19 protein-coding genes (1 of these 19 only partly in view) are annotated in these 16,124 nt (G+C 41.0%); 1 reads left to right on the top strand and 18 read right to left on the bottom strand.

Annotation, left to right across the window (positions count from 1 at the left end):
• Positions 1-156 precede the first annotated feature (156 nt).
• The 5 genes from rsmA to metG form a co-directional block, all read right to left on the bottom strand.
• A complete protein-coding gene (gene rsmA, locus NYE49_RS00270; RefSeq protein ID WP_014662482.1) occupies positions 157-1,035 on the bottom strand; it encodes a 16S rRNA (adenine(1518)-N(6)/adenine(1519)-N(6))-dimethyltransferase RsmA in 879 nt (292 codons plus the stop codon).
• A complete protein-coding gene (gene rnmV / locus NYE49_RS00265) occupies positions 1,028-1,588 on the bottom strand; it encodes a ribonuclease M5 (protein WP_015253010.1) in 561 nt (186 codons plus the stop codon). The genes rsmA and rnmV overlap by 8 nt, the downstream gene beginning before the upstream one ends.
• 144 nt (positions 1,589-1,732) lie before the next feature.
• The gene (locus tag NYE49_RS00260; RefSeq protein ID WP_342410754.1) at positions 1,733-3,046 is read right to left on the bottom strand and encodes a ubiquitin-like domain-containing protein; all 1,314 of its coding nucleotides are present in this window, start codon (positions 3,044-3,046) and stop codon (positions 1,733-1,735) included.
• Positions 3,047-3,201: 155 nt separating this feature from the next.
• Complete coding sequence (locus NYE49_RS00255; RefSeq protein WP_342410753.1) at positions 3,202-3,969, bottom strand: TatD family hydrolase; 768 nt, start codon at positions 3,967-3,969, stop codon at positions 3,202-3,204.
• Between the two features lie 79 nt (positions 3,970-4,048).
• Complete coding sequence (gene metG / locus NYE49_RS00250) at positions 4,049-6,043, bottom strand: methionine--tRNA ligase (protein ID WP_015382561.1); 1,995 nt, start codon at positions 6,041-6,043, stop codon at positions 4,049-4,051.
• Positions 6,044-6,537: 494 nt separating this feature from the next.
• On the opposite strand from metG, the gene abrB reads away from it, so the two are divergent.
• Positions 6,538-6,828: a transition state genes transcriptional regulator AbrB gene (gene abrB, locus NYE49_RS00245; protein ID WP_003226760.1), complete on the top strand. Its 291-nt coding sequence runs from the start codon at positions 6,538-6,540 to the stop codon at positions 6,826-6,828.
• Positions 6,829-6,876: 48 nt separating this feature from the next.
• Here abrB and rsmI read toward each other — a convergent pair whose 3' ends face one another.
• From rsmI to csfB, 13 genes are all read right to left on the bottom strand, one after another.
• Positions 6,877-7,755, bottom strand: coding sequence for a 16S rRNA (cytidine(1402)-2'-O)-methyltransferase (rsmI, locus tag NYE49_RS00240; protein WP_342410752.1), 879 nt, complete (start codon positions 7,753-7,755; stop codon positions 6,877-6,879).
• Complete coding sequence (locus tag NYE49_RS00235) at positions 7,730-8,029, bottom strand: GIY-YIG nuclease family protein (RefSeq protein ID WP_003242983.1); 300 nt, start codon at positions 8,027-8,029, stop codon at positions 7,730-7,732. The genes rsmI and NYE49_RS00235 overlap by 26 nt, the downstream gene beginning before the upstream one ends.
• Complete coding sequence (locus tag NYE49_RS00230; protein ID WP_003244526.1) at positions 8,016-8,759, bottom strand: tRNA1(Val) (adenine(37)-N6)-methyltransferase; 744 nt, start codon at positions 8,757-8,759, stop codon at positions 8,016-8,018. Before NYE49_RS00230 ends, NYE49_RS00235 begins: the two co-directional genes overlap by 14 nt.
• A 58-nt stretch (positions 8,760-8,817) precedes the next feature.
• Complete coding sequence (yabA, locus tag NYE49_RS00225) at positions 8,818-9,177, bottom strand: replication initiation-control protein YabA (RefSeq protein WP_047181966.1); 360 nt, start codon at positions 9,175-9,177, stop codon at positions 8,818-8,820.
• Between the two features lie 14 nt (positions 9,178-9,191).
• A complete protein-coding gene (gene ricT / locus NYE49_RS00220; RefSeq protein WP_003226767.1) occupies positions 9,192-10,019 on the bottom strand; it encodes a competence/sporulation regulator complex protein RicT in 828 nt (275 codons plus the stop codon).
• A gap of 2 nt (positions 10,020-10,021) precedes the next feature.
• A complete protein-coding gene (gene holB, locus NYE49_RS00215) occupies positions 10,022-11,011 on the bottom strand; it encodes a DNA polymerase III subunit delta' (protein ID WP_015482689.1) in 990 nt (329 codons plus the stop codon).
• 11 nt (positions 11,012-11,022) lie between these two features.
• Positions 11,023-11,463 carry a YaaR family protein gene (locus NYE49_RS00210; RefSeq protein ID WP_015382556.1) on the bottom strand — a complete coding sequence of 147 codons (441 nt, stop codon included), beginning with the start codon at positions 11,461-11,463 and terminating at the stop codon, positions 11,023-11,025.
• A gap of 12 nt (positions 11,464-11,475) precedes the next feature.
• Entirely contained in the window at positions 11,476-11,805 is a 330-nt protein-coding gene (gene darA, locus NYE49_RS00205; RefSeq protein ID WP_003242755.1) for a cyclic di-AMP receptor DarA, read from the bottom strand.
• 73 nt (positions 11,806-11,878) lie between these two features.
• Positions 11,879-12,517, bottom strand: a complete 639-nt coding sequence (gene tmk / locus NYE49_RS00200) for a dTMP kinase (protein ID WP_047181965.1) — start codon at positions 12,515-12,517, stop codon at positions 11,879-11,881.
• Positions 12,514-13,956: an aminotransferase class I/II-fold pyridoxal phosphate-dependent enzyme gene (locus NYE49_RS00195; protein ID WP_047181964.1), complete on the bottom strand. Its 1,443-nt coding sequence runs from the start codon at positions 13,954-13,956 to the stop codon at positions 12,514-12,516. The genes tmk and NYE49_RS00195 overlap by 4 nt, the downstream gene beginning before the upstream one ends.
• A gap of 81 nt (positions 13,957-14,037) precedes the next feature.
• Entirely contained in the window at positions 14,038-15,198 is a 1,161-nt protein-coding gene (locus NYE49_RS00190; RefSeq protein ID WP_015715091.1) for a toxic anion resistance protein, read from the bottom strand.
• A gap of 18 nt (positions 15,199-15,216) precedes the next feature.
• A complete protein-coding gene (locus tag NYE49_RS00185) occupies positions 15,217-15,831 on the bottom strand; it encodes a 5-bromo-4-chloroindolyl phosphate hydrolysis family protein (protein WP_047181963.1) in 615 nt (204 codons plus the stop codon).
• A 119-nt stretch (positions 15,832-15,950) separates the two neighbouring features.
• On the bottom strand, positions 15,951-16,124 hold the 3' portion of the coding sequence (gene csfB / locus NYE49_RS00180) for an anti-sigma-G factor (RefSeq protein ID WP_015482686.1). Its footprint extends 21 nt past the window's final position; only the last 174 of its 195 coding nucleotides appear in the window; its start codon lies off the right edge, out of view; the stop codon is at positions 15,951-15,953.

Genomic DNA, 16,124 nt, shown 5'->3' with positions numbered 1-16,124 from the left:
CTCACTCCACACATAGACTAAGCCTCATCATGAAAGAAAGAGCCTTGAGAAAGCGCCTTTTTTCGCTGAGTCCAAGTTTTTCTTATCATTGAATGAAAGGTCCTTCTCTAGCCTATGTAGCGGCAGTCCATGTGGTGCGCAAAACAAAAAGCCCTTTTAGAAAAGGGCTTTATACAATCCGTTAGACAGCGCTGCGAATTCCTCAATAGACAGGGATTCACCTCGGCGCTTGCCGTCAATATTTGTTTCTTCGAGCACTTGCTCAATCGTTGATTTTTGCGCTTTTCCTTCAGGCAGATTGTTAACTAAGTTATTGAGCAGCGTTTTACGGCGCTGTGCAAAGCTTGCCTTGATGAGCTGAAAGAAAAAGGATTCGTTTTCCACGTCCACTGCCGGGCCGTCTCGGAGAATCAGCCGGATGACTGCGGAATCGACATTAGGCTGAGGAACAAATACGGTTTTCGGTACGATCATCACCGTTTTGGCTTCTGTATAAAACTGCACCGCGATTGAAAGCGAGCCGTACTCCTTAGATGAAGGATCAGCCGCCATGCGCTCAGCCACTTCTTTTTGCAGCATGACCACAATCCCTTTCAGCGGAAGATGTTCTTCAAGCAGTTTCATGATAATCGGTGTTGTTACGTAATAAGGAAGGTTGGCAACTACCATGATTTCATCACAATCTTGAAATTGTTCTTCAATGACTGATTTGACATCAGCCTTTAACACGTCCTGATGAATGACAGTGACATTGTCGTAAGGTGACAGTGTATCCTTCAGAATCGGCAATAATCGCTGATCAATCTCAAATGCCACGACCTTTTTCGCCCGCTTGGCAAGCTGTTCGGTTAAAGCCCCGATTCCCGGGCCGATTTCAATGACACCTGTTTTCTCCGTCACTTCTGCGTGATCGACAATTCTGTTTAAAATGTTCGTATCAATTAAGAAATTCTGTCCTAAGCTCTTTTTAAAAGAAAAACCATATTTCTTCAGTATCTCTTTCGTTCTAATCGGTGTCGCAATATCTTTATTCATTCTGTTCCTCCCGCATAACGGTATCGAGCGCACTCATAAAATCACTTTTTTTAATTTGAAACATTTGCAGCCGTTTTTGAAGCTGTTTGCCATTTGTATAGCCGATTTTCAACAGATCACCCAGTCGTTCCCGGCGGCGTTTGGCCGCAGGTCCGCCTATTAGTCCGGCATGAATCAAATCCTCAGCTGAAATGTCACTCGGCTGCGCTTCCATCTCCTCATGCACATTTTCTAAACATGCCCTAATGCTTTCAACCGATGCATGCTCCACACCAATTCCCCGCTTGTTTTTAGGTTTGGCAAGATGCTTTGGCAAAAATGCATGCTTACAGCCGGGTACAGCCTCTGAGATGGTTTTGCGAATCTTCTCTCCCGGAAAGTCCGGATCCGTTAAAATAATGACGCCTCTGGTCTTCTGGGCCAAACGGATTTGGTCAATCACATGATCATCGATGGCTGAACCATTTGTTTCAATTGTGTCTGCATCAACAGCCAATTTGATGCGGGCCGTATCGTCACGCCCCTCGACCACAATGATCTCTTTAATTTTCATTATTTCCTCCAAGACAAAATAAAAACTTTTGTATATTCATGAAACTTTTTCTTATGTCGAGCGTCTAATAAGCAGAAAATGCACTTTGTCTATTATAACGAAAAAAACAGAGGGCGCAAAACCCTCTGAATACATAAGTATATACTAATTTAAGATTTTAATTTTGACTGTTTTATTTCCCCATCGGTACGCCGATGATTTCTCTGGGAAAAAGACGTCTATCTTGTTCCCTTTAATCGCTGAACCGGTATCTGCAGCAATGGCATATCCATAGCCTTCCACGTGGACTTTGGAGCCTAGCGGAATGACATTTGGATCCACAGCGATGACTTTGGCATTCGGATTATTTTTTAAATTGACGCCTGTCGCTGTATGTCCTGAACAACCGCTGCAGCTTGCCGTATAAGCCGTAGATGATACAGTCATGACTTTGCCTGTTGATTCATTGCTGCGGGACACAACTGTTTTTGAATCACCTGAAGCACTGACCGTTTCAACTTTTGGACTGCTTTGCTTTGTGCCGACAGCAATTACTTTATCTTTGCTTTGTTCAGCTGTTTCTTCTTTAACAAGCTCTCTGGACACTTCTTTACCGTTTTCTTTAACGACTTCGAAATGTTTTTTTAGCTTGCCTTCTTTTCCTTTTTGGACGACCTTTTCTTTCCCTTTTTCAAGAGAAGCGTCTTCTTGCTTTTTCACATCGAACGCAATCTTCTCTTCAACTACATCGGTGACCTTTTCGATACGAGTAATTGTAATATCAGCCTTTCCTTTCGTCAGCTTTGCATCTAACGCAGGCTTGATTTTATCTTCGTCTTTTATGTTCATCTTTTGCTGTTTTAAAAAGTCAGCGACCGTAGTCGAAGTCGTCCAGATCTTCTTTTGTTTCCCTGCATCATTCACAGTAACCTGAAATGCGGGCTCTATGTTAATCTTCATGTCTTTCGAAATATCTGTATCTATTGCGGGATCAATTTGATCTTGTTCTTTCACATCAACATCTTGTTCGTCCAGTAATGCACCGACCGTTTTTGCTGTTGACCATAACGTCTTTTCTTCCCCGTTTATTGTAAGCTTCACAGGTTTTGCAGCCTCATACACAACGTCCATGTCTGCTGTTATCTTTGTCTGTTTAGCAGGTGTGATCTTGTCTTCGTCTCTTGTCTTGATATCAAGCGCCTCCAAAAGATCACCGACTGTATTTGCATGTGTGCGTATATGTTTCTTTTTGCCATTGATAGAAACTGAGACTGATTGTTTCGTCAGCTCATGAGCCGCGTACGTAGTCCCGCTTCCTGCCAAAAGCAAACAAGCAGCAACCAGAATGACTTTGCTTTTGCTAAGCTTTACGGAAAACAGCTTTTTCATTTTTTGTGTGATGAAAAACGCCTCCTTCTCCTCGGAGAGATTATATAGAGTATCTAAAAGGCTGTCAACCCTCCCTTCTCTTTCTCCCAAAAGCTCAGTGTCCTCTTCATTATCCTGAAATACACTGAGAAACGGAAGAAAGACTTGTCGACAAACCTATCCTATGAGGAGAAGAAAGCATGTAGAACTTTTATAGAAAAACGCTGTAAGGGACAAGCTCTTACAAAACCCGCTAGCGTTTTTTGTCAGTTTATACGGAAAAGTCTTTTCGCATTTTCAGTCGTGATGGAAGCAATCTCTTCAAAGGTCATTTCTTTTAATTCGGCGATTTGTTCTGCCACATATTTCACATAGCTTGGCTCATTTCTTTTCCCGCGGAAAGGGTGCGGTGTGAGAAACGGGCAGTCCGTTTCAATCAGCAGCCGGTCATTGGGAATTTCCTTCACTACTTCCTTCGGTTTCTTCGCATTTTTAAATGTCACCGGTCCCCCAAATGATAAATAAAAATTCATTTTCATGCATTCTCTTGCCACTTCCGCACTTCCTGTAAAGCAGTGCATGATTCCGCCCACAGATTCTGCGCCTTCCTCTTTCAAAATGGTCACGACATCCTCCGTTGCATCACGGTTATGAATGATAATAGGCAAATTGACCTCTTTCGCTAAGGCGATTTGTTTTCTAAACACCTCTTTTTGAATATCTTTAGGTGATTTATCCCAATGATAATCCAGTCCCATTTCCCCTATCGCTACCACTTTCTCATGAGCAGAAAGCTCTTTAATCCACGCTAAGTCTTCCTCTGTCATGTCAATAGCGTCAACAGGGTGCCAGCCAATGGCTGCATAAATAAAATCATATTCCTCAATCATTTCCATCGCACGGGTAATCGTCGGACGGTCAAAACCAACTACGACAATTCGTTCAACTTTTTCAGCTTTTGCCCGTTCAATAACCTCTTCAAGATCAGTATCATATTGTTCTGCATTTAAATGCGCGTGTGTGTCAAACAACATAAGTGAAAAACTCCTTTCTTGTCGAAACACAAAAGGTGTTCGACGAATTGTTACACGTGAAACACCTTTTGTTTTATCATTATTTAATTCTTGTGCCTTTTGGTAACGACTGATCAATAGACACGACCTTTAAAACGCCATCTGCTTCTCCTGCAAGGATCATACCTTGAGAAAGCTCTCCTCTGAGTTTAACCGGTTTTAGATTTGTTACACAAACGAGTTTTTTTCCAACAAGCTCTTCAGGCGTATAATGCTTCGCAATGCCGGATACCACTTGGCGCTTTTCAAAACCAAGATCAAGCTGCAGTTTCAATAAACGGTCTGCTTTTTTCACTGGCTCTGCCTCAATGACCTCAGCTACACGAAGCTCTACATCCATGAATTGATCAATCGTAATTTCAGGTAAACGATCGACCTCTTGCGGCTCTTCTTCTTTTGTTTCTTCTTTCGCTGGTGCCGAACCTTGCATTTTCCCTTTGATGTAAGCAATTTCTTCTTCTGCCTCTAAACGAGGGAACAATGGCTCGCCTTTTTGTACTTTTGTATCTTTCAGCTGGCCGAAAGTTGTAATGCTGTCCCAAGCTTTTAAAGATTCATCAGTAATGCCCAGCTGCTCGAACATTTTTTCAGGTGTTTTTGTTAAGAATGGCTGAAGCAGTACCGCTGAAATACGCAATGATTCAGCGAGATGATACATAACTGATCGCAATTCTTCTTCTTTTGCCGGATCTTTCGCAAGCACCCATGGAGCTGTCTCATCAATGTATTTGTTTGTGCGGCTGATGAGCTGCCATAAAGTCGAAAGTGCTACCGAGAACTCCATATTTTCCATTGCTTTCTCATAAGCTTTCACTGTTTCTTCAGCAACAGAAGTGAGCGTTTGGTCAAATTCCGTAACAGCACCTTTGTAAGAACCAATTTGTCCGTCAAAATACTTATTGATCATCGCAACAGTACGATTCAATAGATTTCCTAAATCATTCGCTAAATCATAGTTGATTCGCTCAACAAATCCTTCCGGCGTGAAAACACCGTCAGATCCGAACGGCACTTCACGAAGCAGGTAATAGCGAAGCTCGTCTAAACCATAGCGTTCAATTAATGTAACCGGATCTACAACGTTTCCTTTTGATTTCGACATTTTTCCGTCTTTCATCAAAAGCCAGCCATGCGCGAATACTTGCTTCGGCAGCGGAAGATCCAGCGCCATCAGCATAATTGGCCAGTAAATAGTATGGAACCGTACAATCTCCTTACCGACTAAATGAACATCGGCAGGCCAATATTTTTGATAAAGCTCATCATTTTCTGTATCATAACCGAGTGCCGTTAAATAGTTAAATAGTGCGTCAATCCAAACATATACAACATGCTTTGGATTTTCCGGCACCTTCACGCCCCAATCAAAAGTGGTACGTGATACTGCCAAATCCTCAAGTCCAGGTTTGATAAAGTTATTAATCATTTCGTTTTTGCGTGATTCTGGCTGAATGAATGTCGGGTTTTCTTCATAGTATTTCAGAAGGCGATCCGCGTATTTCCCCATGCGGAAGAAATAAGATTCCTCTTTGATCAATTCAACTGGGTGACCGCTGTCAGGGCTTTTTCCGCCGATGACCTCTCCCTTTTCATTCCGCTCAATATCAACGAGCTGAGTCTCCGTGTAGAACGTTTCATCAGGGATGCTGTACCAGCCTTCATACTCATCAAGATAGATGTCCCCGTTATCAAGAAGCTTTTGAAACACCTTTTCAATGACAACTTTATGCCGTTTTTCTGTCGTGCGGATAAAATCGTCGTTTGAGATTTCAAGCTGCTTCCACAGTTTTTGAATATCTGCCGCTGCGCGATCCACATACTCCTGAGGTGTAATGTTTTCCTGTTCAGCTTTTTGCTGGATCTTTTGTCCATGCTCGTCCGTTCCCGTTAAATAGCGAACATCGAACCCTTTTAATCTTTTGTAACGTGCCATTGCATCTCCTGCGACTGTCGTATATGCATGGCCGATATGTAATTTTCCGCTCGGATAATAAATCGGTGTTGTAATGTAAAATGTATTGTTTTCTTGCGGCATCTTGAAACCTCCTAATCAGAATGTCAAAAAGCTCCCGCCCAAAGGACGAGAGCGGCGATAAGTGCAAATCATATATGAATATTATTTATATTTATCCTTTATCTATGATACCATCTTAGCCTTTAAGATCAAGAATATATACATACACCCTGAAAAAGAATAATTAAAATTAAAAATCTTTAATGAAAATAAAAAAAGTCTGTTCGTGTCGAATTTTGTCGTATATAATCAAATGAAATAAAAAACTTTGGTTCGAAAGTCTTGATTTAAAAGGATTTTTAGTAGGATAATAGCTTTATTAAATATTTATAAAATGCTGTTATTTCGGTAGTTTCCAAGACATTACTGACTATAAGAACTAATTCTTACAATCAATAGTAAACAAAATGATTGACGATTATTGGAAACCTTGTTATGCTATGAAGGTAAGGATTTTGTCGAATAATGACGAAGAAAAATATAATGTAAACAAATAAGTATCTCTTGGGAGGAGAATGTTTATGAAATCTACTGGTATTGTACGTAAAGTTGATGAATTAGGACGTGTAGTTATTCCTATCGAACTGCGTCGTACTCTTGGAATCGCAGAAAAAGATGCTCTTGAAATCTATGTTGATGATGAAAAAATCATCCTTAAAAAATATAAACCAAACATGACTTGCCAAGTAACTGGTGAAGTTTCTGATGATAACCTTAAACTTGCAGGCGGTAAATTGGTTCTTAGTAAAGAAGGCGCTGAGCAAATCATCAGCGAAATCCAAAACCAGCTTCAAAACCTTAAATAATCATTTCTTGTACAAAAAACGTTCTTGTTATGACACAAGAACGTTTTTTTATTGCTTAATATGGTAAGCATCGTACACTTCACGCTTTGGTACATTGCGATCGACTGCTGCTTTTTTAATGGCTTCTTTAGACGTAGCGCCTTTCGAGATGTAATGCTCGACATGTTCTTTCGCAGTGAGGGTTTCCCACCATTGTTCTTCCTCATCTACCTCTTCATTATTACTTCCTTCTACGACAAGACAAAACTCGCCGCGTATCTGATCCTCGTTTGCCCAACCAATGACCTCAGATATGGTTCCTCGGATAAACTCTTCATATTTCTTAGTGAGTTCACGCGTTACAGCGATTTCCCGATCTCCTAATATCTCTGCCATCGCTGACAAGGTTTCCTTCAATCTGTGAGGCGCTTCATAAAAAATGATCGTTTCCCGCCGTTTTTTAAGGGCTTCAAGCTCCTTCTTCTTTTCTTTTTTCTGTCTGTTGAGAAAACCGTAAAAGAAAAAAGGCTGCGGTACAATGCCTGAAGCAATAAGAGCTGTTAATGCAGCATTTGCTCCCGGCAACGGAACAACATAACCGCCTATATCCGTAAAATCCTTTACAATTTCCGCTCCGGGATCAGAAATCGTCGGCAGACCGGCATCACTGACAAGAGCAATGTTTTTTCCCGATTTCAGCCATTCAATAATTTTGTGCCCACTGCTTTCTTTATTGTGTTCGTGATAGCTGACGAGCAGTGTTTCAATTTCATATACATGACAAAGCTTTTTCGTTTGCCTCGTATCTTCCGCAGCAATCGCATCCACTGATTTCAGCGTGTCGATCGCCCGGAATGTCATATCCTCTAGATTTCCGATTGGGGTTGGGACCAAGTAAAGAATTCCCATGTCCGACTTTCCATTAAAGCTCATTTGGCGCCTTAACATATACAGCCTCCTTGCTGTTCCGCTTTTCTTCTATATAAAGTTCTTTTTTCTTCCGAGTTAGTTTTTTGAAATAATATTCCGCCTGCATAGCTTCTCGCTTTGTTGAAAAGCTCTCGGCAAAAATTAATTCAACCGGACGTCTTACTTTTGTGTACTTTGCGCCCTTTCCATCATTGTGTGTTTTCACTCGTTTATGCAGATCGTTGGTATACCCGGCATACCAGCTATTGTCCTTACATTTCACGACGTAGAAGAAATGGTTATTTGTCTCCATATAAAATGGTCCTGATTTCTTTTGTATATTCATTTTGTTCATCATAAACGAATAAAGGAGGAAGAATTTTCAAATCCGGGCGCCCGCCTTTGATGCCTTCAACCAAAATGGTATTGGCTTCTTTCCCTTGCTTCGGATAGACAAATTGTACACGTTTCGGCTCGATTTGATAAGCCTTCATCAGTTCAAAAATCTCCAGAAGCCTTCCCGGCCGGTGAACAAGAGCTGCTTTTCCCCCTTGCTTGAGCAGCTTGCTGCTGACTGAAATGACATCCTCCAGTGTGCAGTGGATTTCATGTCTTGCGATTCGGAGATGCTCGTTCATGTTTTGTTCAGTTTGTTTCGGCGTTTTAAAATACGGCGGATTGCAGGTGACAACATCATATCGATTATGTCCAAGTTTCTCCGGCATGTTTTTCAGGTCATCATGTATGATCTGGATCTGATCGTCCAACTTATTATACTCCACGCTGCGAACAGCCATATCATGCAGCCTTTCTTGAATTTCGACTCCCAGAATGTCTGCTTTTGATCTTGTACTGAGCAGCAGCGGCACAATACCATTGCCGGTGCATAAATCAACAATTTTCCCTTTTTGAATCGGAACGTACGCAAATTTGGACAGAAGCACAGCGTCCAACGAAAAAGCAAACACTGTTGGGCTTTGTATGATTTTCATGTCCTCTGCCAGCAAATAATCTAATCTTTCATCATCATGTAATGAAACCATCTTCTTATCCTTTCAGTACCTTTGAAAAAGGCTCCCGTCTTATGCGGAAGCCTTTTCCCTATTTTTTATTTAAGAATGACAGACAGAAAAGACAATCTTCTTTTCGAACACTACCATAGTGGACATTGCAGATATGAAATCCTTCTTGATACAGACGTGCCAGATTATCATATCCTTCCCCTATATCAGTTTGCTCTGCCTTCTGTGTTTTTGATTCTTTTTTATCAGCTTTGAACTTTTCAATCTGCTGCGTCGTATCGTCCAGCCGTTTGCGCAAATGCTTGTTTTCAAGCTGTAAATGATGATTTTCCTCAATCATCTCACCGATATGCTGCTTCAAATCCCCCAGCTGCCGGTACAGTGAGCCGATTTGTTCTTCTAAGTTAATGACTGTATCAAATAACTCTTTTTTATCCAAGGTTCCACACCTCGTTAATCTGTGGTTTGTGCGGATACGACGCCCTCTTCCAAGAGCTCTTCCCAAGTATATTCTATCACTTTTTCACGGTTTATCAGTTCCACCTGAAGCACCCGTTCCAGAATATTTAGTCCGACGACCTTCGCGGGACCGTTTGCTGTCGTAATCATTTCTCCTATATCCGGAAGCTGTTCTTTTGCCGTCTCATACTCATCGTTCTCATATTTTAGACAGCACATCAATCGTCCGCAAAGACCCGAAATCTTCGTAGGATTTAAAGACAAGTTCTGATCCTTGGCCATTTTAATGGAAACGGGTTCAAAATCTCCAAGGAACGTTGAACAGCAAAGCATTCTTCCGCAAGGACCGATTCCTCCGAGCATTTTTGCCTCATCCCTTACTCCTATTTGGCGCAGCTCAATTCTTGTCTTAAAGATAGATGCCAAATCCTTTACAAGCTCTCTGAAGTCGACTCGGCCGTCAGCAGTGAAGTAAAAAATGACTTTATTGCGATCAAACGTGAATTCAACATCGACCAGCTTCATATCCAAGCCATGCTCAATCACTTTCTTTTGGCAGATATCAAATGCTGATAGTGCTTCCTGTTTATTTTCTTCTACAATGAGAAGATCGCGCTCGTCAGCCACACGTATCACTTTTCGAAGGGGAAGCACCACATCATGCTCATCCACCTGTTTATTTGCAATTACGACCTGGCCGTACTCAACGCCTCTGACAGTTTCTACAATTACGCAGCTGTCATGTTCTATATGAAATCCATTCGGATCAAAATAATATATTTTACCCGCTTTCTTAAAGCGGACACCAATTACATTGTACAAGCTTATCCCTCCTGCAACATTAACACCAAGTGCTCCATTAATCCTTGTACATTCACATTGGAATGAAGCCGTTTCTTTGCTTCTAAAACAGCAAGTATCTGATTCGTAACGCTTTGTTGTGTTGATTGTAGCGCATGCTGTTTTATTGATTGGAATAAGTCTTGATAAATCAATTTATCTTCATTTCCTATTTGGATGGACAACACATCACGATATATCAATAAGAGCATATCAAGACCCATTTCTTGATGGGTTTTTTCTTTGAAAAAGGGCATCCATTGATCTTGAATAAAGAAAAAAGCATGTCCTTTCCGCTGGTGTAGGACTTCATACAATTTTATCACTTTCGCTCTAGACTCTGCAAACTCATCATTTCGACTTAATTCGACTGCTTCTGCTACATTATTGGTCATGTTGGCCAGAAGCCTTGCCATATGAAGCGAGACGTCCTGTTCAATCAGTCTGTCTTCAATTGCTTTCGGCTGCAAAGGCTGAAAAGGAAGGGTTTGGCATCTTGAAATGATGGTATCCAATAACCTTTGGGGCTGCTCAGTGATGAGGACGGCCATTGTGTCTTTGTTCGGTTCTTCTAAAAATTTCAGCAGGCTGTTCGCCGCATTTGCTGTCATTTGATCTGCGTGCGAAATAATATACAGCTTTTTATGCGATTCAAGTCCTGTCTTAGAAAACTCTTCTTGGAGCGCTTGAATTTGCGCCTTTTTGATTGATAAGCCATCAGGCTGAACAAGATGGAGATCAGGATGGTTCCCTGACTCTATCCGTTTACAGTTTCGGCAGCTCTCACAAGGCTCCGCGCCATCCTCCAGACAAAAGAAGCTTTTTGCAAGAAGCAGCGCGGCATCAAGCTTGCCTGTTCCTTTTTTCCCCTCAAACAAATAAGCGTGTGATAGTCTGTCCTTCTCAATACTATTATATAAAAGCTTCATCACTCTGGGCTGAAGCTCGTTCATTTCCTTCCAGGATATTGCCATTGTATCACTCTCTATGTGTAAAGGTTAATTAATAAACCTTTTATTTCGCCAATACGCTCCAGCAAATCAATTGCCGGTTTTTCCTGATCCATCATCTCTTCCGTAAGCTGTATCAATTTGTCATCTATTTCTTTCACAAGTCCCAGCGTTCTGCTGTTCCCGTAAAGGTCAAAGCTTTTCGATGTTTCATGTGAAAGGCCGCTGTCCACAGCTTCTTTGACAAAACGTTTCACAAGTCCTTTAAATCTCGCTAAGTCTTTAAAATTCCGAGATTTCGTTAGCCTTTTTCCGAATGCCTCTATATCAGATAACAGCCTGGTAAGCTGATCTAGCTTCATTTTACTGCTTTGGTTTTCCATTGATGTTTTAAACGATGCTGTGATCTCAGATGTTTTCACAGAGGGAAGCTGCTTATTATCTATAAATGTACGTATATCTTTATTAATTTTCACAGTTTCAAATCCTTAAAATTGATGAAATTCATCGACTGGAAGGACAAATACTGTCGCTCCGCCAACTTCAACTTCGACTGGATAAGGGACATAAGAATCAGCATTTCCGCCCATTGGAGATACAGGGGCAATCATTTGATCACGTTTCTGCCCGTTTTCTTTAATGAGACTCAACGCTTTATTGACGCGTATATCCTCGACACCGATCATAAACGTTGTATTGCCTGATTTAAGAAATCCTCCTGTCGTCGCAAGCTTTGTGACTCTGAAGTTGTGATCCGTTAAGGTTTTCAAAAGTCTGTTGCTGTCCTGATCTTGTACAACTGCCACTATCAATTTCATCTGTGAAGGCCTCCTTTAGATTGGAAACAACGCGATCTCGTTTACATTATTATATCAACTATTGGGAAACAGGTCACAATTGAATTTTTTTTAACGCTTCATCGATCACCTTTAGAACATCCTGAACGACGAGGTCTTTGGATTGCCCGGCATCAACTGAATGAAATCTTTCCGGAAATCGCTTCATCAGCTCTTGATAACCTTCTTGTACTTTTGTATGAAAATCCAGTTTTTCTAAATCGAGCCTGTTTTTCTCCCGTGAGCCATTTGCGTAAATACGCTTCAGTCCTTCTTCCGGATCAATTGAAAAATAAACCGTTACATGGGGCATCATATCTCCAATGGCAAATTCATTAATGGACAGAACCTCATCAATTCCAAGTCCTCTTGCATATCCTTGATAAGCAAGAGAACTGTCTATGAATCTGTCGCAAAGAACGATAAACCCCTGTTCTAAAGCAGGTTTTACTTTTTCAACTAAATGTTGGCGTCTTGCAGCCGCATATAAGAGAGCTTCTGTTTTTGGGTCCATTAATATGTTGTTCTCATTCAGAATAACCTCTCGAATTTGTTCTGCAATATCTATTCCGCCTGGCTCTCGAGTTGCCATAACCTGAAGGCCTTCTGCTGTCAGTATGTTTTTGATTTCCTGCAGAACAGTCGTTTTTCCCGCACCTTCAGGACCTTCGAATGTAATAAATAAACCGTTCATGATTTCTCCTCTTCTATATAAACAAGTAGTTGTTTCTCTTTGATTTTCATATTCCCTTGAACATGCGTTTTCATGCTGATCAAGCGGCTGAGCTTTTGCACACTTTCTTTTGTTATTCTTTCTCCCGCCATAATCATCGGGATACCCGGAGGATAAGGGATGATATCTTCTGCATTCAGCCGGCCAGCTGCTTCCTCAAAGTCCACATATTCTTTCTTAAGCGAATGTAAGACCTTTTTTGGATAAGGCAAGACAGTAACAGGCTGCACTCCCCATTCTGCAGAAACAAACGTCTGATCCGGAGGCGTTTTCTCAATCTCTTCATCAATGCTTCTAATGGTTTCAGCATTTATTCTCCGTTTTCCTCCCAATGGGAGAACGAGCAGTACTTGATTTTCATCAGCAAGCTCAGTGAATATGTTGGCACGCTCTAATATGCTTTGCAGCGTATAGCCAGAATGCCCGCGTTTTGAACGAATTGTGAGCTTTAGCGGATCCGTGATGATCAGTGGATTAGCAGGGTTAACAGCTTCTGCATTTGTAAGTGAATCAAACGTTTGTTTAAGTGTTTGTATCCGCTGCAGAATGTCAGAAAGCTTTTGTTCTTCTATAATATGCTGTACATAAGCGCGGGCAATATCTAACGAAGCCATAATCGGATAAGACGGGCTGCTGCTTTGTAATCGGTTTAAATACTCTGCCACCCGATCCCTGTTAATCCTGCAGCTGCTGTTGAGATGCAAATAAGAACCCATCGTCATGGCAGGCAACGTTTTGTGGGCTGACTGAACAACAATATCTGCCCCCATTTTTAAAGCTGAAACCGGAAAAGGCTCACCTAAAATAAAATGTGCGCCATGCGCTTCATCGACCAAAACAGGAATACCGTAATGATGGGCTTCAGTAATGATCTCAGTCAAATCAGCACTATGTCCGTAATATGTCGGATTGGTCAGTACCAAGCCTTTCGCATCTGGATATGCTGCCAGGGCCTCTTTAATTGTTCCAAGCGGAACATGCGTAGGCACATGCATCGCTGAATCAACGTCAGGTGCTAGATAAACCGGCTCAGCACCGGCCAAATCAACAGCATGGAATACAGATTTATGACAGTTTCTTTGAACCAGAATTGTATCACCAGGTTCACAAACAGATAAAATCATCGCTAAGTTTCCGACAGTCGTACCATTTACCAGAAAAAAACTTTCCGCCGATCCATATAATTGACTGGCAAGCTCCTGAGCTTCCTTAATCACCCCGGAAGGATGATGGAGATCATCCAGTCCTGCCAGTTCAGTTACATCAATGGTGAGAAGCGGATCGAATATTGACTTAGCGTCATCAAAAAAGACATCTCCATTGTGATGTCCCGGAACATGAAATGAATGAGAATTTCTTCTCGCATGTTGAATTAATGCTTTATATAAAGGTGTGTTCATGAAAACAATCCTTTGAATGTGTCTTCTTACACCTTATTATATCGTGCCTCTGAGAGAACTTAAAGCCAGACTTACTGGTAACTATCTTTCCTTTATTGTAAGCAGCTTTTGCTTCAGGTCGCCTTCCATCATCATAAGCTCTTCTTCTGCCTGACGGCGTTTGATTCGTCCTTCTTCTTGTATAGTCAGTGTTTCTTCAAGCGTGCTTATTAAGCTTTCCTGCACCTTCTTCAGGGTATCTATATCAACAAGACCTCTTTCATTTGCCCGTGCAGTTTCAATTGTATTGGTTTTTAAAAGCTCCGCATTTTTCAGCAAAAGCTCATTGGTTGTATCAGATACTTTCTGTTGTGCATCCACTGCATTGCGCTGCCTTAAAAGCGTCAGTGCAATGGCAACTTGATTTTTCCATAGCGGAATCGCTGTCACAATGGATGACTGGATCTTTTCAGCTAACGCTTGGTTTGTATTTTGAATCAGCCTGATTTGCGGCGCACTTTGGATTGTAATTTGCCTGCTCAGCAGCAAATCGTGCACCCTTTTATCTAACCGATCAGCAAATTGAATCAAATCATTTACTTCTTGAACGGCCATTTGGTTATGATCACTCGATTCAGCCTGTTGCTTCAGTTCAGGAATCGTTTTTGTTTTTAATTCCTCCAGCTTCAGTTCTCCTGCAGCAATATAAACATTCAGCGCGGCAAAATATTCTTTATTTTTTTCATATAACTGCTCTAACAGCTTGTTGTCACTGATTAAAGCATTTTTAGAGTGCTCCAGCTTCAAGCTGATTCTGTCTATCTGCACGCTGGTCTTTTGGTATTTAGACAGCACCTCTTGAAGAGAACTTGATACTCTTCCAAACATGCGTGCCAAAAAACCCTTTTTCTTAGATTGGAGATCATCAGGATTTACTTGCTCCAGCTTTTTCATCAGCTCTCCAAGTATTTCGCCAATCTCCCCGACATCCTTCTTTTGAACATGATTAATCATATCATGAGAAAAGTTCAGCAGTTTAGATTGAGCTTGTGAACCGTATAAGACAATGCTTTGCATATTTTTATGATCAATCTGTCCAGCAAGCTGAATTGCTTTTTCCTTGTTTTCCTCGGGAAGAACATCAACAAGCCGTACTTGCTCTTTCTCTGCTTTTACAGCCTCCGAACCTGGTATCTCTATGTTACCACCAAAAGGATCTGCCAATAATTCATCTATATGAAGGTCGCTTTGGTCTCGGTTCATCGCTCTTACCCTCTTCCCTTATTTCTTTAATGAATGTTTTGCTGCATCTAATTCAAACTGCAACTCGTCAATTTCATCACCCATTACTTGAGTTAAATCTTCCTCTAAACGCTTGGTCAATTCAGTAAGAGTGATGCGTGTCTCACTTAACGACATCGACAGTTCTTTGCTTTTTTTTGGGTGAGATGATAGAAAAGCATACTTCTCTGTCAATTCAACAATCGAATCGAGAGTTTGATAAAAAAAACGTTCTGCCTGATAAAACCGCTTTGGCTCTTTTTTGGTGAGGAGATAAATCCTTCTCACAATCCTTAGCATTTCTGCATTTTGCTTAAACATTTGAATGCTTTTAGCCTGAAACAAGGCTTTCCTAAGACGGATCATTTTCTGCCTTGCTTCCTCTAAGTTTTTCTTAATGTAAGCATACTCTCTTCCTGTCAATTCATGCTTTTTAAGAAATAACCGTCTTGCATTCCAGATGCCAGCTATATATACGGCTGCTCCAGAAGCAAGCCCATAAACAAAAGATAAAAAAAGCGACTGGTTTAAACCGAAAAAGCTCAATATTCCTATGAAAACAAAAGTCGCACTGCTAGTTAAACTCCACATCAAAAAGTGAAAAAATCTCTGCATGAGATAATCGACTCCTGTGTCTATACTCTGTTTTAATATTATTATCTACTACGTTCAATCCTTAAACAAGTTTCATCTTCTTTTTATTATTAAGAGTATAAAAAAAGACCTTTTCAGGTCTATGAATATAATGGCGGTGTATGAATGCTCTTTAGTTTTTTTACGTAAAACGCATAGTCAGGATCAGAAGTTGATGTAGAAATTACTTTTCTCTCACAATCTAAGCATATGAATTTCGTATAAAGATGAATGCCTCTATTCTTCTCTTGATCACAAATCACACATGTATGATT

The sequence above is a fragment of the Bacillus sp. FSL L8-0358 genome (genome assembly GCF_038593095.1).
Lineage (GTDB): Bacteria > Bacillota > Bacilli > Bacillales > Bacillaceae > Bacillus > Bacillus subtilis.
The sequence above is the reverse complement of the archived record's forward strand: the minus strand, read 5'-3'. Positions and strand labels throughout refer to the sequence as shown.